Origin of the sequence: Lactobacillus agrestimuris (assembly GCF_943193025.1) — a bacterium.
Lineage (GTDB): Bacteria > Bacillota > Bacilli > Lactobacillales > Lactobacillaceae > Lactobacillus > Lactobacillus agrestimuris.
Window position 1 is genome coordinate 1 of sequence record NZ_CALPCQ010000013.1, and the last position, 19,202, is coordinate 19,202.

General features: G+C 32.4%; 23 protein-coding genes and 1 pseudogene. 15 read left to right on the top strand and 9 right to left on the bottom strand.

The window, feature by feature from the left end; genetic code table 11:
- The first annotated feature begins 582 nt into the window (after positions 1 to 582).
- From NFR82_RS05190 to NFR82_RS05230, 9 genes and pseudogenes are all read left to right on the top strand, one after another.
- Entirely contained in the window at positions 583 to 822 is a 240-nt protein-coding gene (locus tag NFR82_RS05190; RefSeq protein WP_251717232.1) for a Blp family class II bacteriocin, read from the top strand.
- A gap of 26 nt (positions 823 to 848) precedes the next feature.
- Complete coding sequence (locus NFR82_RS05195) at positions 849 to 1,040, top strand: Blp family class II bacteriocin (protein WP_251717233.1); 192 nt, start codon at positions 849 to 851, stop codon at positions 1,038 to 1,040.
- 13 nt (positions 1,041 to 1,053) lie between these two features.
- Complete coding sequence (locus NFR82_RS05200) at positions 1,054 to 1,392, top strand: hypothetical protein (RefSeq protein ID WP_251717234.1); 339 nt, start codon at positions 1,054 to 1,056, stop codon at positions 1,390 to 1,392.
- Between the two features lie 1,284 nt (positions 1,393 to 2,676).
- Entirely contained in the window at positions 2,677 to 2,859 is a 183-nt protein-coding gene (locus NFR82_RS05205; RefSeq protein ID WP_251717235.1) for a hypothetical protein, read from the top strand.
- Positions 2,860 to 2,881: 22 nt separating this feature from the next.
- Positions 2,882 to 3,289, top strand: a complete 408-nt coding sequence (locus NFR82_RS05210) for a hypothetical protein (RefSeq protein WP_251717236.1) — start codon at positions 2,882 to 2,884, stop codon at positions 3,287 to 3,289.
- Between the two features lie 145 nt (positions 3,290 to 3,434).
- Positions 3,435 to 4,700 carry a replication-associated recombination protein A gene (locus NFR82_RS05215; RefSeq protein ID WP_251717237.1) on the top strand — a complete coding sequence of 422 codons (1,266 nt, stop codon included), beginning with the start codon at positions 3,435 to 3,437 and terminating at the stop codon, positions 4,698 to 4,700.
- 4 nt (positions 4,701 to 4,704) lie between these two features.
- Positions 4,705 to 5,220 carry an SA1002 family membrane protein gene (locus tag NFR82_RS05220; protein ID WP_251717238.1) on the top strand — a complete coding sequence of 172 codons (516 nt, stop codon included), beginning with the start codon at positions 4,705 to 4,707 and terminating at the stop codon, positions 5,218 to 5,220.
- Positions 5,221 to 5,309: 89 nt separating this feature from the next.
- The gene (locus NFR82_RS05225) at positions 5,310 to 5,546 is read left to right on the top strand and encodes a hypothetical protein (RefSeq protein WP_251717239.1); all 237 of its coding nucleotides are present in this window, start codon (positions 5,310 to 5,312) and stop codon (positions 5,544 to 5,546) included.
- A gap of 53 nt (positions 5,547 to 5,599) precedes the next feature.
- A pseudogene (locus NFR82_RS05230) lies at positions 5,600 to 6,256 on the top strand (HI_0552 family protein).
- Between the two features lie 59 nt (positions 6,257 to 6,315).
- Here NFR82_RS05230 and tpx read toward each other — a convergent pair.
- Positions 6,316 to 6,807 carry a thiol peroxidase gene (tpx, locus tag NFR82_RS05235; RefSeq protein WP_251717240.1) on the bottom strand — a complete coding sequence of 164 codons (492 nt, stop codon included), beginning with the start codon at positions 6,805 to 6,807 and terminating at the stop codon, positions 6,316 to 6,318.
- A gap of 154 nt (positions 6,808 to 6,961) precedes the next feature.
- A complete protein-coding gene (locus NFR82_RS05240; protein ID WP_251717241.1) occupies positions 6,962 to 8,143 on the bottom strand; it encodes an MFS transporter in 1,182 nt (393 codons plus the stop codon).
- A gap of 139 nt (positions 8,144 to 8,282) precedes the next feature.
- Between NFR82_RS05240 and NFR82_RS05245 the strand changes: the two genes are divergently transcribed.
- On the top strand, positions 8,283 to 8,657 hold the full coding sequence (locus NFR82_RS05245) for a winged helix-turn-helix transcriptional regulator (protein ID WP_251717242.1): 375 nt from the start codon (positions 8,283 to 8,285) through the stop codon (positions 8,655 to 8,657).
- 94 nt (positions 8,658 to 8,751) lie between these two features.
- Positions 8,752 to 9,765, top strand: coding sequence for an NADP-dependent oxidoreductase (locus NFR82_RS05250; RefSeq protein WP_251717243.1), 1,014 nt, complete (start codon positions 8,752 to 8,754; stop codon positions 9,763 to 9,765).
- Here the strand turns inward: NFR82_RS05250 and NFR82_RS05255 are convergent.
- The 4 genes from NFR82_RS05255 to NFR82_RS05270 form a co-directional block, all read right to left on the bottom strand.
- Complete coding sequence (locus tag NFR82_RS05255) at positions 9,762 to 10,313, bottom strand: DNA-3-methyladenine glycosylase I (protein WP_251717244.1); 552 nt, start codon at positions 10,311 to 10,313, stop codon at positions 9,762 to 9,764. The genes NFR82_RS05250 and NFR82_RS05255 overlap by 4 nt on opposite strands.
- A 182-nt stretch (positions 10,314 to 10,495) precedes the next feature.
- Positions 10,496 to 11,512, bottom strand: a complete 1,017-nt coding sequence (locus NFR82_RS05260; protein WP_251717245.1) for an Abi family protein — start codon at positions 11,510 to 11,512, stop codon at positions 10,496 to 10,498.
- Between the two features lie 211 nt (positions 11,513 to 11,723).
- Positions 11,724 to 12,122 (bottom strand): hypothetical protein, encoded by a 399-nt coding sequence (locus NFR82_RS05265; RefSeq protein WP_251717246.1) that lies wholly within the window; start codon positions 12,120 to 12,122, stop codon positions 11,724 to 11,726.
- Positions 12,123 to 12,335: 213 nt separating this feature from the next.
- Positions 12,336 to 12,446, bottom strand: a complete 111-nt coding sequence (locus NFR82_RS05270) for a S24 family peptidase (RefSeq protein ID WP_251717247.1) — start codon at positions 12,444 to 12,446, stop codon at positions 12,336 to 12,338.
- A gap of 174 nt (positions 12,447 to 12,620) precedes the next feature.
- On the opposite strand from NFR82_RS05270, the gene NFR82_RS05275 reads away from it, so the two are divergent.
- On the top strand, positions 12,621 to 13,097 hold the full coding sequence (locus NFR82_RS05275; RefSeq protein ID WP_251717248.1) for a hypothetical protein: 477 nt from the start codon (positions 12,621 to 12,623) through the stop codon (positions 13,095 to 13,097).
- Entirely contained in the window at positions 13,090 to 13,305 is a 216-nt protein-coding gene (locus NFR82_RS05280) for a hypothetical protein (RefSeq protein WP_251717249.1), read from the top strand. Before NFR82_RS05275 ends, NFR82_RS05280 begins: the two co-directional genes overlap by 8 nt.
- A gap of 53 nt (positions 13,306 to 13,358) precedes the next feature.
- Here NFR82_RS05280 and NFR82_RS05285 read toward each other — a convergent pair whose 3' ends face one another.
- Both NFR82_RS05285 and NFR82_RS05290 read right to left on the bottom strand, forming a co-directional pair.
- Positions 13,359 to 13,739, bottom strand: coding sequence for a hypothetical protein (locus tag NFR82_RS05285; RefSeq protein WP_251717250.1), 381 nt, complete (start codon positions 13,737 to 13,739; stop codon positions 13,359 to 13,361).
- A gap of 84 nt (positions 13,740 to 13,823) precedes the next feature.
- A complete protein-coding gene (locus tag NFR82_RS05290; RefSeq protein WP_251717251.1) occupies positions 13,824 to 15,230 on the bottom strand; it encodes an SEC10/PgrA surface exclusion domain-containing protein in 1,407 nt (468 codons plus the stop codon).
- A gap of 588 nt (positions 15,231 to 15,818) precedes the next feature.
- Here NFR82_RS05290 and NFR82_RS05295 point away from each other — a divergent pair.
- Positions 15,819 to 17,558 (top strand): 1-deoxy-D-xylulose-5-phosphate synthase, encoded by a 1,740-nt coding sequence (locus NFR82_RS05295; RefSeq protein ID WP_251717252.1) that lies wholly within the window; start codon positions 15,819 to 15,821, stop codon positions 17,556 to 17,558.
- Positions 17,559 to 17,633: 75 nt separating this feature from the next.
- On the opposite strand, the gene NFR82_RS05300 is transcribed toward NFR82_RS05295, so the two are convergent.
- Positions 17,634 to 18,485, bottom strand: a complete 852-nt coding sequence (locus tag NFR82_RS05300) for a 1-acyl-sn-glycerol-3-phosphate acyltransferase (RefSeq protein WP_251717253.1) — start codon at positions 18,483 to 18,485, stop codon at positions 17,634 to 17,636.
- Between the two features lie 283 nt (positions 18,486 to 18,768).
- On the opposite strand from NFR82_RS05300, the gene fabZ reads away from it, so the two are divergent.
- Complete coding sequence (fabZ, locus tag NFR82_RS05305) at positions 18,769 to 19,164, top strand: 3-hydroxyacyl-ACP dehydratase FabZ (protein ID WP_251717254.1); 396 nt, start codon at positions 18,769 to 18,771, stop codon at positions 19,162 to 19,164.
- Positions 19,165 to 19,202 lie beyond the last annotated feature (38 nt).

Consider the following 19,202-nt stretch of genomic DNA (forward strand, 5'->3'; position numbering starts at 1 on the left):
TCTTATTTTGATTAAAAGAAAAATTAAAAAATCAATTTACGAGAAAGATCTATTTACACAAACTATTTGACAGTCTCTGGATTCATTAATATGTATCGAAAGAACAAAATTGAAAAAGTGTATAGCTCTTTTTGGTCTGCATTTTGGCGACATAGTTATGCATAATCTACTAGATATTTTTGCTATTTTTTCAGTTTTATAAAATCGCAAATTGCAATAATAAATTGAACACTTTTGGTTAAGCTGTTTGATAGATTTGATCCAGTTTTCTTTCAAAAATTTCATCTGGTGTATGATAAGCCGTTCTAGAAAGTTGGCGTAAAAATTAACTTATGTAGCTAACCGATTAAGGGGGGATAAAGTATATTTAATTATGGCTCTTTTTGATTGCTGATTAAGATAATGGTATTTTTTGAAGGAAAAGTAGACTAATAATACAGAATTAATCATATATATTGTTAAATAAGTACTTTTTAGCAAAGATTATTGTAATTTTTATATTATTGAATTGTAAGTTGAGATAAGGCAAAACTTAGATTACTTATGAAAAATGTAAGTTGAAGTTTTATGAAAGGAGAAAATATGAAAAAGTTTGAAACTTTAGCTAGTGAAGAATTGTCAACTGTTGTCGGCGGTCGAAATGGTTGGAAAGAAAATGTGGCTGAGGCTGGTGGTGCAGCAGTAGCTGGATTCGCCATTGGAAATGCTTTTTGTGGGCCAGGTTGTGGTTTATTAGGTGCAAATTATGGCCCAATTTTGTGGACTGGAGTAACGGGCTTTACGGGTGGATTTGGAAAGATTCATCATAAGCGTAGACGCTAGATAAATATCGTTTGAAGGAGATTATTATGGTATTGAACAAGTTAAAGGACAATGAATTATCAGAAATTATAGGTGGAAATAAATGGGGAAGTGCTATTACAGGTGGATTGAGTGGAGCAGCATCAGGAGTAAAATACTGTAAATCGGCAGGCCCATGGGCGATGGTAGGTTGTGGAATAGCTGGAGCAGTAATTGGTGGATATATAGGTTACAGATAGGTGGATTGAGTCAATGGATGGAAAAAGTAAACTTTTTTCATATTTTGTTTCTATTTTTTCATGTGTATTGACATACTTATCATTGCCTAAAAGTATGGGGTTAAGTGTAATATTTGCTGTATTATTTATAATACCGCCCATATTATTTAGTATAAAAATTACTTTTAGTAAGAATTTATCAAAATTAAAATCCTATAATTTATATAGTATAGGGGAGTTTTGGATATTATCTGAATTAAACATTAATTTTATTTTATTTAAAATTGATAAATGGTGGATTGAATTAGGATGTATAGTCATAATTTTGATTATGGGGTTGATCCTTTTTAAAAGAGGAGACTTTTCTAAATAATTTAGTACGCAGTGTTAAATATCAAGATTATAATAGATCATAAATATCTGCTGGCTAGCAATAAAAATGTGATTGAACGTGCTGGTAAAGGTTCAATATCCAGAGCTGATTGGTTAAAAACTCACAGTAGAAAAATTAAATAATTCATTAAATGTAATATAAAAAGCTTAACGATTGAAATTTTCAATAGTTAAGCTTTTTACTACTAAATTAGTTTGATTGAATTTTTTTAGTCAAAATAAGATTCCAATGTATTCTGCACTTGCCCGAAAACTTTATGAATCCAGTTGGAATAGCTAGCGTAGGTTCTGCAATGACCGGTAATATTCTTTTGTGGATTGGATCATTTGTGAGTGCATATTTGGGAGCATGTAGATAACAAATTGACACAAATGAACAGTATTGGTATAAAAGGTGCCCGAATTGGTACATCTTCACACGTATTATGCGTATACTGATATTGTTTGTGTGCAAGTTTAATTAAGACAAATATATCAAGCAGTTATTTTAGGAGGTACTAAAATTAGAAATATTTATAGCTATATAGTAGTTGCAATAGTATTAATAATAATCTGTAGTATAGTTGTGAACACTGCATACTATAGATTAGCGCCAATAATTGGGACATTAGGAATGGCTATTTTTGCAATATTTAAAGGGAAAAAGTAATATCTGGATTCATTAATTGGAAATGATAGTTATTCTCATTAGTTTTGAGTAGGTCAGGTTCTATAGTTGATATTAGTCTGTATGAAAGGAAAAAATATGCTGATCTTTTTATTATCGATTATTTTCATAATAATTGCATTATGCCTGGTAGTAGCACTTAAGCAAACTATAGATGATAAAAAAGGTAGTAATTATTATTTCTCACATATGTATCGAAAGAACAAAATTGAAAAAGTTTATGACTCTTTCTGGTCTGCATATTGGCGGCATAGTATGTATAATCTACTAGATATTTTTACTATTTTTTCAGTTTTATAAAATATATTAGAATAAGCAAATCAAAATGATTGTTACTAAATCAAACGTTCAATATAACAATTCGTAATATAGCAGGATGAGTTCACATGCAGAATGTGAGCTCATTTTTTTATTAAATATATACAAAATCCGTCTTAAAATTGACGAAATTACTCCTTTATCGCATTTCTACTATTTTTTAGGTATACTTTTAGTCAAGAAAGTTGAGATGCTGAGAATAGTGTTAGTAGTTGGTTTAATTCCTTTAACTGCTAACATCGTTAATCAAGTTGTGAAAACCTTAAAGGAGAAATAATCATGTTAGGAAATAATCAAAAGAAGTATAGTTACGTAATTGCTACAATGGGAATTTTGGCAAGTATCATCATTGGTGCTTGGGATGCGAGTTGGTCGACTTCAAGAATTGCAGCATTTGTGATTTCTTTTGTAATTACTATTATTGGTGCCGTTTCTGTAGTTAGAAGTAAGTCAGATAATTAGGTATAGAGTAGAGATGAGCAGTATGTCAAAGAAACAAATAACAATTAGAAGTATTATAGGTGATTGTCTGTATTTTGTTGCAAATATAATATTAAGTATAATATTCGATACGCCTTTACCATTTTGGGTAATTGTAATTGAAAGTGTAATTGAAACTGTACTATTTGAAATATTTATGAGATGGTTAATTAGTACAAATAAAAATTCTCAAAAAATTACTGCTAATAATAAGAGCTTCTTAAAATATTTTTCAATTGGCATGTTAGGCGGTTGGATAATTCTCACTATAATGTTGTTCTTCCAAGTAGGTAATCAAATGAATAAAGTTATGGTTGAAAATATTACTTTAATTATCTGTATATATGTAGTTGTTGGGATCATTTGTGGTCTTGCAATGTATCTAGCATTTCGGAAAGCAGCTAAAAATTAACTTAAAATACCAAATCTATTATTTTTATAATCGATTTGGTATTTTTGTATGAAGAAATTTTTGGGGATCGTCATATAAATACCTTATATATTAGCAATTCAATGACATTTGTTCTATCATTTAGAAAGACTTAGAAGAGGAAAATGTGATGATTAAACAACCTTTAGCAGATTTAATGAGACCTAAAACACTTGATCAATTTGTTGGTCAAAAAGACTTACTTGAAAAGGGGCAACCTTTATATCAAATCATCAATGAAAAGGTACCAATTTCTTTATTGTTATGGGGGCCTCCTGGAACAGGGAAGTCCAGTCTAGCTGAGATTATTGCTCGTCAATATGGTTATCCTTTACAGAAGTTCAATGCTTCGATTGATAATAAGGCTAAGTTAACAAATATAATCGATAGTTATCCCAATCAAAGTATTGTTTTACTGATTGATGAAATTCACCGTATGACAAAGAATATCCAAGATTATCTTTTGCCATATCTTGAAGATGGACAGGTAATGCTAATTGGAGCAACAACTGAAAATCCTATTATGTCAGTTGTTCCGGCCGTTAGATCACGCTGCCAAATATTTGAATTTCAGCCACTTAGCGAAAATGATATTGCAACTATTATTAAAAGAGCAATGATTGAAGTTTATCATTTTGAAGAAGAAAAAATTGACCAAAAGGCAGTTGAAATGATTGCTATTTCATCAGATGGTGATTTACGCGTTGGATTAAATCTATTAGAAACAATCCATGCCATAAATGGTGAAAACATTAATGAAGATACGGTTAAAAGTTTTGTCAAAGGTCAGCATTTTAGCTACGATCGTAAAGCTACTAAACATTATGACTACTTAGCAGCATACTCAGATTCGATGGCTGGATCAGATACCGATGCTGCACTTTATTATTTGGCTGTTCTTTTAAAAAATGGTGATTTACCATCTGTTGTTCGCAGACTTAGAGAGATTCCTTATACATATATCGGTTTGGCAAATCCAGAGCAAGCTACTCAGATAGTAATTGCCGCAAATCAAGCAGAAAAAATAGGGATGCCTAAGGCTAAGTATCCGTTAATGTTTGCGACAATGCTTATGTGCCTATCACCAAAGTCTGGAGTTTTTGATGAAATTTGGGATAAAATTGATGCTGACTCAGAACATCCTAATAAACATCCGATGCCAAGAGGTCTCAGAGATATGCATTATAAAGACTCTGAAGAAATAACTGGTGGCGGTTTAATTAAGAATCCATTTCAAGAAAACTTTCAAATTGCTAAGCAAAATTACATGCCTAAGGGTTTAGAAGGTAAGCGATACTATCATGCTAAAGATAATGCTAACGAGAAAAAGTTTGAACAGCAATATTTAAGATTACATAAGTATATTTATGGAAAAGATTATGAGAAAGATTAAGTAAATGAAAACAACATACATTTTTGCAACGATTGCAGTACTATTATTGATGATTATTTCTTTTAGGTCAGATAATAAATTTCAATTTTTAAGAGCATTTTTTATTTTTATAATAGGTTTGATTTTAAGTACGATTAACTTCATACTTCTCTTCCTGGTATCAGATATGTTAATTAGAGATGTTAAAAGCGTTAGCTTGGGAAGTCTTTTCCTGCTTATGGGAATCTTTGTAGTAATCTCAGGTATAATGATCTATTTATTTATGAGACTTGTATCTAGGTTGGGGCACTTTTCTCCAACAGTATTAACTATTCTTGAATATTACATTCAGTGGTCACTAATTTATATGACGGTTTATCAAGTTCTTTTTAGTAATGCAACAAGCATCCATACTTTTACAAAATTCATTCGTGTTGGTAATTTTCTTGATCCGAATATTCTTACAATTTTGGTATTACCATCATTTATCTCAATTTGGATTGCAACTATTCTTTTCAAAAAACATATTAAAGCTATATAAAATGTGTAGCAGTGATTAATTATATATTTGCTTTTTAAAGATAATAGGATATAAAATACTCATAAAGAAATACATAGGAGTGATGGCTAATGACTGCAAACGAAAGAATTATTAGTTTAGTTAAACCAGAGTACCTTGAAAAGATACCTGAAAATATTCGTTCACACGCAATGGAGGGACCCTGCAGACTAATAGCAAGAGAATATCCAGATCTCTACGAAGCCTTTTCAAAGGATACTGAACCATCTGACACAGATAAGCAAAAGATGTCAGATCTTGTAAATGGTATCTTTGAAGAAAGAATGAAAAAGCATAATATGTTGTAAAAATTAGCGATTCTTGCGATAGGGATCGCTTTTTTATTGAGCGAGAGTTTAAAATGACAAAACTAACTGAACAAATGTATTCAATTTTTGATAGGGATGAATTTTCCTTTAAGAAGATTAAGGAAAAGTATACTCTCGAAGAACTTGACCAAATAAAAGCAGAATTCAAGGAAGTTTGGCTCAAGTGGAAAGAAGTCCAACTAAACGTAAATGCTGAGCTACTAGACAATGAATTTGCTAAAGTTCATGTTGAAAGTTGGACCAATGGATGGAATCTGCGTGACCATTATTGGGCATCTTATCGGTTAAAATCAATGTCAGATCAAAGTCCATGTATTGGAGTTATGCTTGACAGAAAGCAGCTTCAAGTATACTTAATGTTTCAACATTATAACAGTGAAAAAAGGAAAGACACACCTGAAAAATATAATAAGCTTTTAAGAGAGATTCCTACTTGATCAAAATCAATAAATATTCGAACCTGGTATTTGTGGGATAAAAATGAAATGGAATTTGCTGATCATTTGTCACTTAATGAATATTTACAAAATGAAGATAAGCAGGATAAATTCAATCAAGAAGCATGCAAAAGCAGTTTTTTGTTGGGAAAGTTTGCTTTCAGAGGTAAAGATGAAGTTGAAAATATGGAAAAATTCATCTTATCTGGTATTAAGGATTTACTTCCCCTATACAGTAAGCTGGCGGTATAAAGTTTTCGAACGGTAAATTAAAGCCTTCGTACTAAGAGAAAAGTACGAAGGCTTTTTGGTTATAAGTTCTTTAATTCAGTTAATGCTTTTTCGTAGTTTGGTTCATGAACAATCTCGTCAACGATTTCTCGATAAACAATCTTGCCATCTTTATCAATGATCCAAACTGAACGAGCCAAAATATTTAATTGTTCAATCAATAATTCAGTTGCCTTACCAAAATCATGACTTCTATCTGACATTAGTTGCATATTCTTAACGCCTTCAGCTGCGCACCACTTTTGTTGTTCTTCAACAGTGTTGGTTGAGATAGTTAAGAAGTTAACATCTGAGAATTGATCCATTGTTTTATTAAATGTTTTAGTTTGAATACTGCAGACAGAAGTATTGATATCTGGTACCACACTAATCAATGTGGTTTTACCAAGTAAATCTTCTAAACTTACTCTTTGATCATTTTTGTTTGTAACTGCAAAATTGGGCATTTCTTCGTTTACAAATGGTGGGTTGCCGATAGTTTGGTATTCTTTACCTTTAAAAGTAACTTTCATATGATACACTCCGTTTCTTTTACTACTATTTATTCTTAGTTTAACAGGTAGTGAAGAAAAGTTTAAATATTTAGCTTAACATATGAATTTTGAATATTTTCAATAGTTTTATTTGTATTGTATTTTTTTGAGAATCAGATCTTTCTTGATTAGACTAGGCAAGAGCCTTACGTTTATTTTCTAGTTTAAATTCAATTAACATTAGGACAATTGCAGCAAATACCAGAATACCTGCAGAAATTGTTGTTGCGCTAAGTCCAACGGTATCAATTACTTTTCCGCCAACGAATGAACCAAGCACAATTCCAAAACTAAATGATGAAATATTTAACGATGAAGCAATATCAAGCGCTTCAGGTGTATAACTTTTTGCTAAAATGAGAATATAACTTTGTAATATAGGAACACTCATAAAAGCTAAAAGACCTAAAACAATGATGTTAAGAATCGCTAAGATAAGGTTACTTGCTGTGAAATAGAAGGCAAATAGAGCAAGTGATTGAAGAATAAAAATCGTTAATAATCCATTCAAAGGATTAAGATCACCAAATTTACCACCCAAACTGTTACCGATGGCAATTGCAATACCATAAATCACTAGGATAATACTAATATAATCAACATCAATATGAGTGATTTTCTCTAAAATCGGTGAAAGATAAGTAAAAGTTGCAAAAGTTCCACCATAACCGAGGATTGTAATAAGCAAGGTTAAAAGAATATGGCCATTCTTAAAAATTTGAAGCTGGTTACCGATACTAATTTTTCTTTGGTCATTTTTGCTCGGCAAAACATACATATTCATTAATAGAGCAATAAATCCGAGAATTGCAATAATAAAGAATGGAATTCGCCAGCCGATAAAATTACTAATTGAAGTACCAAGAGGAGCTCCAATTGCCGTTGCAATTGTAAAGCCTGAAAAAATAAAGGCAATCGCACTTGCTTGCTTTGATTCACCTACAAGTTCGGCAGCAATGATTGAACTAAGTGCGAATAATAAACCATGTGCAGCACCAGCAACGAATCGACCAGCTAAAACAGTAATAAAGTTTGGAGCAAAGGCAATTAACAAATGTCCTAACACGAAGACTAGTAAAGCAGCTGAAATAACTTTCTTTTTATTAAAATTACTAGTTATCAATGTTAAAATTGGAGCACCGATAGCAACGCCTAATGCATAAATTGTAGTAATCAATCCCGCAGTACTAACGGAAAGATGAAATTCTTGTGCAACTGATGGGAGTACTCCAACACTAATAAATTCGGTTACTCCAACGGCAAAAAATGTTGTAGCAAGTGCAAATAAAGCAAATTTAACTTTAGATTTTGACATATAAAAACCTCCAAATTTCAAATTTTGATTTCAGAAAGTATTTTATATGTTAAACTATCAAAAAGTAAGTACGCACTTTATTGTCTTATAGGAACATTTTTGTAACTTTTGAAATTTAGTAGTGAAGAAGGAATTTAAAATGTCTGAAAAAATATATCACTTAGCAGTCGATGTAACTTTGAGAGCCATTTCTGGTAAATGGAAAACTTCAATTATTTGTAATCTTGGAACTAAATCTATGAGAACAAATGAACTAAAAAAGCAAATGCCTGGAATTAGTCAAAGAATTTTAACTAAGCAACTTAAAGAACTTGAAGAAGATAAAATCGTCATTCGAAAAGTTTATCCTGAAGTACCACCACGTGTAGAATATTGTTTGTCCGAAAATGGTAATAATTTACAAAAAATTCTACTTGAAATGTCTCATTGGGGTGAAAGACAGATAGAAATTTTGAAAGAAAATGGTCAGGAAGTTAAGGTACTTGATGATAACTTGGCCGGATTTGAAGAATAAAAATAAAAAATCTTAACGTGTTGTAACTTTTTGACTAGCTTTAAGATCTTTTGTCATCCTTTATAAAAGGTAAGTAAAAGGGGGAGCGAATAAAATGAAGGCTTTTCAATTAATTAAATACAAAAAGGAACAACCAAAATACCAACTAAATGATATTGAACCACAAACTTTAGGTTCAAATGATATTTTTATCAAGACTTCAATTGCTGCAGTTAATCCACTGGATAATTTGATTTCACATGGTGAATTAAAGCTAGTAGTTCCATACTCGTTACCCCAAACAATGGGAAATGAATTCGTGGGAACAATTGAAAAGCTAGGTAAGAAAGTAACCAATTTTAAAGTAGGAGATAGAGTTTATGCTCGTAATCCTCTTAATAATATTGGTGCCTTTGCCGAAAAAGTAGTTGTTGATAAAGATGCAATCGCAAAAGTCCCAGATTATTTAACTGATCAAGAAGCTGCAGCAGTTCCATTAACTGCATTAACAGCAATGCAAGCACTTGATCTACTCAATGCACAAGCCGGACAAACTTTATTCATTTCTGGTGGAACAGGTAGTTTTGGCACAATGGCTATTCCAATTGCTGTTGCTCGTGGACTTAAAGTTATCACATCCGGAAATGGGAAAAAACAAGCCGAAGTAGAAAAGCTTGGAGTATCGCAATTTATTAATTATCGCGAAGAAGATTATAGCGAAATACTTTCCAATGTTGATTTAGTCATTGATACAATTGGTGGAAAAGAATTAGAAAAAGAATTCAAAATTCTAAAACCCGAGGGTAAATTAGTTTCCCTTCGAGCAATGCCTAACAAAGCATTTGCCAAGAACATGGGAATGGGAAGTTTTAAGCAAATATTATTTGGGTTGGCCGCTCGAAAAATTGAAAAAATGGCTCAAAAGAAGCACCAAACCTATAATTTTCTTTTCGTTACCGCAAATGGCAAACAATTAGAAGAAGCCAGTCAAATTCTTGCTAAAAGAGAAATCCATCCCGCTCTCGGAAATATTTATTCCTTAGAGGAGACTGAAGATGCGCTCAATGATGTTGCACAAAGAAAGAGTAATGGTAAAGTGTTAATTCAAATCTCTTCTGATAAGAATTAATATTTCCATTCACACCAATCAAAGTGATCATTAATTAAACCAATTGCTTCTAAAAATGAATAAATGGTCACTGGACCTACGAATTTAAAGCCCTCTTTTTTGAGGGCTTTTGCTATGCGCTGAGAATTTTCATCTTGTGATGGTAGTTCTGAAAAGTCTTTTGGATGATTAATGATGGGGTTGGGAATAAATTGATTTAAGAAATTAGAAAAAGAGCCGTATTTTTCTTCAAGTTTAAGTAGGGCATGGGCATTGTTGATCGCCGCATTTATCTTCATTTTGTTTCTAACAATTCCTGTATCATTCATCAATTGATCAATGTCAGATTGAGTAAATTTTGCTACTTTTTCATAATTCCAATTTGCAAAATCTTTTCTAAAATTTTCCCTTTTATGAAGAATCGTTGCCCAAGAAAGGCCAGACTGAAAACTTTCTAATACCAGCATCTCATACAAGTAATTACTATCAAGATTTAACTTCCCCCATTCTTCATCATGATATCTTTCATAAAGCACATCTGGCTTGCTGGGAAAACAACGTTTCGACATAATTTTCCTCCTTTAATTGACGAATAAACATATTTTTACGTACTTATTTACTACTGTTCATTTTTTGAATAGTTTTGATTTTACTTTTTTCTATTCAGTACGACTGCCAAATTATTACTGAATAGGGGTATAGCTTTGTTGGTTTACCAGACCAGCAAAGCCTTTTTATTTCAGATTTTCCATCACTGTTGACGATTGCTGTTTTCTTTCCAAAAATCTTGTTTTAAATAATCAGCATTTAATTCCATTTGATTATAAAGATAATCCTTTTCATCAGGATATAACTCCAAATATTGATTTATATAAATACCTAAGCCTATTCTTAATTCATTATACGGCGTTTTATCACTCGCAATATTTAAAGCTTTTGCTAGTGTTCCTAGTCGACTTTTTCCTTTATTATTTCTGTAGTCAGCTGGTGAGATACTCATCAATGTATGTATGACTTTGTTATAAGGTAATTCATGAATTTTAGAAAAGTGATTATAGATTCTACCGCCATGCGCAGCAGTATTTCTGTAATCAAGATATAAAGATAATAATGACGTATAACCTTTTTCAAAATCAGGTAGTTGTTCAATTAAAGTTGGTTCTATACCGGTCATTATCGATATTACATTTCTTTTTTGCTTACCTTTGAGTAGCTGATACCACCAAATTAGATTACCGAAATTTAATTTTTTAACGATAATCCATGGAGGGATATTCCCATAATTATTTCTATAATGCTTAAATGGCTCAGCATTTGAATGAGTAATACGTTTAAGAATATCCAATAATACATCAATAGGATAAGCTTGATGGCCTAACGAGCGATAATACTGCTTTTTTCCAGTTCGATAATTTGAACGTTTTAAATAATTATCTTGCAGTTCGGTATAATTTTCAGATATTGTGTATGCAACCGCCTGTCTTAAATTAGACTCAAGTATTTCAAGAGCAGACATTACCTGCATTCTTAAATTTCTATCTAAAGTAAATAAAGCAAATATATGCTCAAACGTAACATTAGGCTTGAAGACTTCAGTTTTATTATCTGCAGAACTATCTAAAAAATAATCTTTATAACCATTAATGATTTCATAGTAACCATATCTACGAAGATTATCTTTAGCGGCTTCTTCATTTTGAATTAGCAATCCACGACTTTTTAATATACCTATTTGTTGATCAATAGTTTTAAAGGGCTTTGGTTTCATAAAAATACCTCCAACACAAAGGGGGGCATGTACTAATACATGTCCCCCTTTGGTCTGATCGCATAGCGATCACTTAACTTGATTAACTTCATGTTAACCTATGTTACTTATTGTGTCAAGAGACATTATTTGTAATGCGTAATAGCTTTGTTGGTCTACCAGATCAGCAAAGCTTTTTTATTTCAGATTTTCCATCACTGTGGACGATTGCTTATCTCATCGGCATTTTTACATTTTCCTTCAAAGTCTTTCCAAATATACTAATACTTATTACTGGCTTTCTAGCGTAGTATAAGCCCAATTGTTTCATTAAGTATTGATCTGCAGCTTTGCGTTGAGCACCGGAAAGAGACAAAACAAGTTTGAATTTAGAAATGTTGCTAAGGCTTGAATCGTTTAATTGGTTCAAGATATCAATTGATAAAACATTAGTATTAGTTGTGTCTGTATTATTAGCTATTGTCTTGCCAACACCCTTAGCAGATAATTTTGGATGACGTGCTTTTTGAGTAGTAGGACGTTTTGCTACATGTTTCTTAGATTTTTTCCTTAATAAACCGTGAATGATTAACTGAATCTCTGAAAGAGCAATATTTATACGTCTTTCCAATTGTCCATCCCCATACAACACCTCTTGCACGTACATAAACAATTTTACCGGGTTTCAAGTATCCCATCTTTTTATATTTATTGTGAGCTTCATCATGTCCACGAATTACTCTGTAATACGCTGTCTTTTAGTAACTCTTACTTTATAAAACTTAGAAGGATAGGGGCGTATTTTTTGTTTTCAGGTATTAACATAGTCTGACCGCTCATATACTTAAGTTGTTGAATTAGTATCATCAATTAAAACTGCAGCTATTTCATCATTTTCAACTGTAGGTTGTTGCCTAACTATAACAATTGCACCATTTGGAATTTTGGGTTCCATGGAATCTCCCTTTTTTGATTTTCTAATTCAAGCATTTCTTTTACATAAAAATCAGTTCTTTTCGCAGTTTCAAGGGCCTTAAATTTTATTTAATAAACACTTGTTTTACTGCTAAATTCTTCTTGTTAGCCTACAATAGATATACAGCGAATGAAAGGATAATTGGGTGGTTAAATGGATGAATTCGATTTCGAGAAACTTTTTGATAGTATTGTTGGCGAAGACTTTGTTAAAAAAGAAACCGTAGTTTATGGCAGTGAAAACAAAGCTCTCATCGCATATAATCTGCTTTATCATCTTTTCAGGTACTTGCGCTCGGCGCGTGGTGATTTTCGACGTTTGGAGAACCCCACTTTTCGTGCGCTGATTGAACAGCCAACTCGAATGCTGCGTGAGGACTACAACATTGAACCGTTGGAGTACTTAAAAGAATATTCCAGTATTTTGAATGAACTGTGCCCCTTGGAAAAAGACGAATGCGATGAGGCATGTGATGAATTGATTGAGTCACTTGATGCACTTGATAAGCAACATGAAGAAATGCTAGACCGCTTGCATATGTTGCGTCAAGTTGGTACTGAAGAGGCTAGAGTCGAAATTGTTAAACTTGTGAATTTATTGCGTTCACAGGGAGTTGACACACGTGAGTAATGACGACCAAAATGAGTTTTTCAAACGTATTGAATATAATTTTGAAATGATCACCAAGCTTAAAATCGAACTTGAAAAGTATCGTAAAGGTGGGACTGAATTTGACCGTTTAATGGCAGTTACTCTTGCTCAAAAACTCATCGACATGGGACAGGATCCACGGTCTGAATTTTGGGTGAGTGACAATGGCGATAACCTACCATTTTAAAATTCAAAAGCAAAAGCCGTAAAAGTTGGATATTTTTACGGCTTTTTCTATGTCTAGATTATATAAAGAACAAGGATCAATATCCCACAAATTACTGGTGCCGTACCAATAAAGACATTACCAACTGACTGATAAAGAGAGTTTCTTGACCATGAATGCTTGACATAGCCTAATGTAGTATCAGAAGGATCATTTTTATTTGGAATGCGCAATAAACGAACCGAATCAATGCGATGCATAAAGATTATTGCCAAAAGTAAATGACTTAATTCATGAATCACTACCCCCAGTCCACCAATATAAATTTGACTGTTAAAACCAAACGTATTAACTAGTTTTTCATTAGCGAAGTAGCTTAACTGCTTAACAAACAAAACTAACAAAGCAGGCAAGGCTACGAAAATAATGGTAATTAATAAAGCATAGACCAACATAAATTTTCTCCATCAAAAAAAGACCGACTTGTTAATCGGTCTTTAGCTTAACATTTATCAAGAAAATAAGGTGAAATGTCTTTTTTAGTAAGCAATAAAGTGTTCTGAGTGTTCCAGTTTACCATTAACATCATGCTCTACCCATGAAACAGCTAAACCAAATGAAGTAGTTGAACTAATTGGTGAATTCCAAGTAAGCATATATTGAGCATGACGTGATTCAGTGCTGTTAAAGAGCATTGAGCAAATATCATCAAAGACTACATGTTTTAAGTCGGTCATAGTATGAAGACCATCTTGTGGAGTAATCATTTCACCACCTGCCATTAATTCAAGACTATGAATTTGAGCTTCATCATCAACTTGTTGGAGAGCTTTTTGATCGTGCCAAGTAGAAAGTCCCATGTTGTCTCTTTCATATAAAGAGGCAACACGATCAGCTACATGTTGTGATTTAGGTGTGTATACCCAAGGCTTTTGGCCATTTTGAAGACGAAGTTCATTAATTAAGCGTAAAGCAAAATCGTTAATTTCAAAGTCTTGTTCTGGTGTCATTTTACCAATATCAATCTTCATTTCATCGTCTGCTTTACTTTCTGAATGAAATTTGTTGGTATCTTTCATAATTGAATCAGGCACTAAAGTTCTACCCCAATCAGCTTTCTTCATTTCTTCAAGATAGCCCTTTGGTAAAATAATATGGTTAACGTAGTGGTGATCTGGAGTGGTTGAACCAGTGTTAGGCTTGTTTCCAGTATTTGGTTTTGATGGAGTAGTTTGACCACTATTAGTATTGCTTCCTGTATTTGGCTTTGATGGAGTAGTTTGACCACTATTAGTGTTGCCACTTACGTTAACTGAAGTATTAGTGCTTCCTGCATTTTGTGATTGATTGGTAGTTGCTGGTTGAGTATTAGTAGTTGAACCAGTATTTGTGTTTGCAGAAGCATTTGAATTTTGAGTATTTGTGGTAGTTGAGCCATTTGAACTATTGTTGTAAGTAGAGAATGGCTTAGAAGCATTTGAAGCCTTAATGTAAAGATCAGCACCTACTTGGTAATACTTCTTGCCATGAATACGCTTTGATCCGTAAATGAAGTAGCTATCACCCTTAAGTAAAACAACCTTGTTAGCACGTTTGCCATATTTATTGTATTCGTAGGAATTATGCTTAAGAGTTACTTGTTGAGTCAATCTACGAGTGGTCAAATTGCCATCCTTAACATAAATAGTCTTCTTAGTATCAAGGCGGTGGTACTTTTTACCATGAATCTTGTAAGCACCCTTTGAGTAGTAGGTAGAACCTTTTTCGATGTAACCAGTTCCGATACGTTTACCGTTTCTATCATACTTGTAAGCATTATGCTTAACTTTTAACAAAACAACACTACTTGAAGCTTGAACAGTGTTAGAAGTAAATAAAGCTCCACTAAGTAAAGCAGCACTAGTTGCACCAACAGCTAAAAGTTTTGATAAATTTGATTTCTTCATTCTGAAATTTCTCCCTTTTTATAAATTACAAATTAAGTGAAATCCGTTGTTTTCACTTGCTGATTATTATGATACATGTTTTTGACACATATTTTAATAATTTTTTTTTTTTTTTTAATCTTAAACAAGTTGAGCTTTTTATATATCTAAATTAACTAAAGAACAAAGAATTGAAATTCATAACGATTGGAAATTAAGAAACAGGACAGTTATCCAGATTGCTCGCAAGCAAAAAACGAGTCGGACAAGTTTAGGGTACATGATCAATTAATTGATCGATATGGTATTGAAACCTATACTAAGCCAAATACCTTAATGATTACTAAAGAGTTCAACAATCATTAATGAGGAGTTTTCTCCGGTTATTTTCAATAAAATGCTTTCCAAGTGATTTTATTGTCCATTTCTATTCAACCTCAATGAAAAATAATATATGCAAATTAGTTATTGCTTTATATCTAAAATTGATATTTATTTTTTCAAAATGAATTAACTATAATTAAAATACACGTTTAAATAATTGCAAATTAGTTATGGCACTACTATACTTTAGTAAGTAATAGTTTATTAAGAAAAAGAGGTTTAAAAATGAACCAACATCCAGATTATCTATTAAACAAAATTAACGGTCCTGAAGACCTTAAAAAATTAGATCTTAAACAAATGGAAAAATTAGCTGAAGAAATCAGAACTTTAATCCTAGAAAAAGATGCTGTAGAAGGTGGACACCTTGGTCCTGATTTAGGAATTGTTGAAGCTACAATTGCCTATCACTACGTATTTAATGCACCAAAAGATAAAATCGTTTGGGACGTTTCTCACCAAACATACCCACATAAGATGCTAACTGGCCGTGCACTTGCTTGGCTTGATCCAGATCATTATGAAGATGTAACTCCATATTCAAATCCAGATGAAAGTCCATATGACTACTATGCAGTAGGTCACACTTCAACTTCAATTGCTTTAGCAACTGGTATGGCTAAGGCTAGAGACCTATTAGGTGAACATGAAAACATCATGGCTTTAATTGGTGATGGTTCAATGACTGGTGGTCTTGCTTTTGAAGGTTTAAACAACGCCGCTATTGAAAAACACAACTTAGTTGTTGTTGTAAATGACAACCAATGGTCAATTGATGAAAACGTTGGTGGCCTTGTTACTGCTCTTAAGAAACTTCGTGACTCTAATGGAGAAACTGAAGAAAATCCATTCAAAGCTATGGGCTTCGACTATCGCTACGTTGCAGATGGTAACAATATTAAGGACATGATTGATGCCTTCGAAGCTGTAAAAGATGTTGATCATCCAATTGTTCTTCACATTAACACCTTAAAGGGTAAGGGATACAAACCTGCTATTGATAACGAAGAAGCTCACCACTGGGTAATGCCATTTGATTTAAAGGATGATAAGACTACTGTCCCAGCTCCAGAAGGCCCAACAGCTAGTTCAATTGCAATTGATGGCGTAATAAAGCATATCAATAATGGTGAAAAGATCATGGCAATCAATGCAGCTATTCCTGGTGTCTTCGGCTTAGATAAGATTAAGAATGAATATCCAGAAAACTATACTGACGTTGGTATTGCAGAACAAGAATCTGTTGCTTTTGCAGCCGGTGCTGTTAAAGAAGGCGCTGTTCCAGTATTATTTGAAAATTCTACTTTTTTACAACGTGCCTTTGATCAATTATCACATGATGTAGCCGCAAACGATTTACCAGTTGTAATGATGGTAGCCAATGGTGGTATTTCTGGTACTTCCAAGACTCACCTTGGTGTATTTGATCAAGTAATGATTTCTAACTTACCTAACTGGATTTATCTTGCACCAACCACTTTGAATGAAGAAAAAGCTATGATGGATTGGGCTATTAAGCAACGCAAGCATCCAGTGGCAATTAAGATGCCATCAAAGCCTGTTCCAGTAGGTGAAGAAGTTACCGCCGACTTCGATCAAATTAAGTATCAAATCAAGCCAGGTAAAAAGGTTGCTATTTTAGCACTTGGTGACTTCTATGAATTGGGTAAAAAGGTTGCCGACAAACTTGGCGCAACATTAGTAAATCCAGTTTCTGCAAATATTCTTGATAAAGAAGCTTTAGACAAGCTTGCTGCTGATAATGAACTTATCATTACTTTGGAAGACAACATATTAGATGGTGGTTTTGGTGAAAAGGTAGCGAGTTACTTGGGTACTAAGGTTAAAGTAATTAATTATGGTCAAAAACGTGTATATACTGACCAAGTACCACTTCAAGAAATCTATAAGGAAAATCATTTGACAGTTGACCAAATTGTTGAAGATGTTGAAAAAACATTATAAAAAATAAAGTCTGGACTATCGTAGTCTATTTAAAACAAAAAGATGAAATTCGCTCATACAGTTTAAGAGTGAATTTCATCTTTTTTCATATCCGGCAATATCATCATAAGTAAAACCATAATTTAGTTGTTTTTTATAGTATTTTTCATAAGCTTCTTTCTTTTGTTCATAATCCTTTATCATCATCATTTTCATATTCTCTGATGGAGTCAATTTAGGATCTGGATAAATTGTAGGCAAAATATGTAAAACTAATCTTACTTTATAAAAACTACGCTGAAACAGTTCATTATGAGAATCATTTTTCATTTCAACAAAGCAAGAAATAATTGGTTTATTTAGCTTAGCGGCATAATAGTATGCTCCCTTAGTCACGAATCTCGGCTTGCGATAATTAAACCAAAGTTCTTGTTCAGGATAGATTAAAATCCAAGATTTCTCATCTAAAATTTTCTTCATTCTATTTGGTAATTCACGTCCCAAATAGTTAGGACCATCTTTAATTGGAATACTGTTGGCATGTCTAACTATAAATCCGATTGGAAAGTACATAGCCAAATTACTATCCCTAACTGCAAAATAAAGTGGTCTTTTTGATTTGATTGCTAAACGCTTAATTGGAAGAATATCAAGCTGATTATAGTGATTACAAGTTATAAATGCTGACTTCGGAAGAGAAGATGGGGTAGAGCAATCAATTGTCAATCTGCGAGGTAGTAATAAAGCAATTAAATAAAATATTTTATCAACTAGTAAGTCAAATTTTGGCTTTTTATCCTTTCTCCTCCAAAAGCTTTCAACTATATTTTTACTTTCTTCTTTATTTAAGATTGGGTCACCAATCTCAGCTTTCGCATGAAATTTCTTATTGCGGATATTTTTCTTAATATTTGCAATAACTTTTTTACGATGAAATGCAATGATCATATTTTTTACCTTTCCGTCCAATTAATGATACCAAAATAATAATTAAAACTTCAAAAGAAGGAATTAATTATCTATTTCTATACGTTTATCCATTTAAAATATCAAATGTGACCAAAAAATATTATTTTTGGAAAAAGTTGATTTTATCAACCAATAGATACTCTTGTCTTTTCTATACGAAGTGATTATTTATTGACAATAAAAATATAAGTAATATACTTCGAATAACAAATAGTTAGATATTCAAACTATTTATAAAAATAATAAAGCAGGGAGGTTAAAAGTGAAAGTAACCTATCAAGATTTACAAAATGATACAAAATTTCCCCTTTCATTTTGTGATCGAATATTAGATTTAGAACCTAATCTATCAATCAAAGTATTGGCTAACTTGAGCTCAAATGAACCATTCTTTCGTGGACATTTTCCCAATAACCCAGTTATGCCTGGAGTATTGATAATCGAAAGCATGGTTCAAGCAAGTAGGGCCTTGTTTACTGATCAGAATCAACAAACTAATTTATCAAAAATTAGAAAAGCCAGATTTAGAAAAATGGTGAAACCCGGTGATCAATTAATTATCGAGATTGTTAAAAAAGACAGCACTCAAAATATCTTTGGTGCTAAGGCATTTGTTGAAGATAAATTGGCATGTAGCGCTGATCTAATCTTCAACTAATTTTCTATTAGTTTTTGTTTTATAATTTAGTTTGAGAA

What these genes read in the sequence shown, in the direction of transcription:
- NFR82_RS05190 (WP_251717232.1), top strand. Translation starts at nt 583, where the DNA reads ATGAAAAAGTTTGAAACTTTAGCTAGTGAAGAATTGTCAACTGTTGTC.
- NFR82_RS05195 (WP_251717233.1), top strand. Translation starts at nt 849, where the DNA reads ATGGTATTGAACAAGTTAAAGGACAATGAATTATCAGAAATTATAGGT.
- NFR82_RS05200 (WP_251717234.1), top strand. Translation starts at nt 1,054, where the DNA reads ATGGATGGAAAAAGTAAACTTTTTTCATATTTTGTTTCTATTTTTTCA.
- NFR82_RS05205 (WP_251717235.1), top strand. Translation starts at nt 2,677, where the DNA reads ATGTTAGGAAATAATCAAAAGAAGTATAGTTACGTAATTGCTACAATG.
- NFR82_RS05210 (WP_251717236.1), top strand. Translation starts at nt 2,882, where the DNA reads ATGTCAAAGAAACAAATAACAATTAGAAGTATTATAGGTGATTGTCTG.
- NFR82_RS05220 (WP_251717238.1), top strand. Translation starts at nt 4,705, where the DNA reads ATGAAAACAACATACATTTTTGCAACGATTGCAGTACTATTATTGATG.
- NFR82_RS05225 (WP_251717239.1), top strand. Translation starts at nt 5,310, where the DNA reads ATGACTGCAAACGAAAGAATTATTAGTTTAGTTAAACCAGAGTACCTT.
- tpx (WP_251717240.1), bottom strand. Translation starts at nt 6,807, where the DNA reads ATGAAAGTTACTTTTAAAGGTAAAGAATACCAAACTATCGGCAACCCA.
- NFR82_RS05240 (WP_251717241.1), bottom strand. Translation starts at nt 8,143, where the DNA reads ATGTCAAAATCTAAAGTTAAATTTGCTTTATTTGCACTTGCTACAACA.
- NFR82_RS05245 (WP_251717242.1), top strand. Translation starts at nt 8,283, where the DNA reads ATGTCTGAAAAAATATATCACTTAGCAGTCGATGTAACTTTGAGAGCC.
- NFR82_RS05250 (WP_251717243.1), top strand. Translation starts at nt 8,752, where the DNA reads ATGAAGGCTTTTCAATTAATTAAATACAAAAAGGAACAACCAAAATAC.
- NFR82_RS05255 (WP_251717244.1), bottom strand. Translation starts at nt 10,313, where the DNA reads ATGTCGAAACGTTGTTTTCCCAGCAAGCCAGATGTGCTTTATGAAAGA.
- NFR82_RS05260 (WP_251717245.1), bottom strand. Translation starts at nt 11,512, where the DNA reads ATGAAACCAAAGCCCTTTAAAACTATTGATCAACAAATAGGTATATTA.
- NFR82_RS05270 (WP_251717247.1), bottom strand. Translation starts at nt 12,446, where the DNA reads ATGGAACCCAAAATTCCAAATGGTGCAATTGTTATAGTTAGGCAACAA.
- NFR82_RS05275 (WP_251717248.1), top strand. Translation starts at nt 12,621, where the DNA reads ATGGATGAATTCGATTTCGAGAAACTTTTTGATAGTATTGTTGGCGAA.
- NFR82_RS05285 (WP_251717250.1), bottom strand. Translation starts at nt 13,739, where the DNA reads ATGTTGGTCTATGCTTTATTAATTACCATTATTTTCGTAGCCTTGCCT.
- NFR82_RS05290 (WP_251717251.1), bottom strand. Translation starts at nt 15,230, where the DNA reads ATGAAGAAATCAAATTTATCAAAACTTTTAGCTGTTGGTGCAACTAGT.
- NFR82_RS05295 (WP_251717252.1), top strand. Translation starts at nt 15,819, where the DNA reads ATGAACCAACATCCAGATTATCTATTAAACAAAATTAACGGTCCTGAA.
- NFR82_RS05300 (WP_251717253.1), bottom strand. Translation starts at nt 18,485, where the DNA reads ATGATCATTGCATTTCATCGTAAAAAAGTTATTGCAAATATTAAGAAA.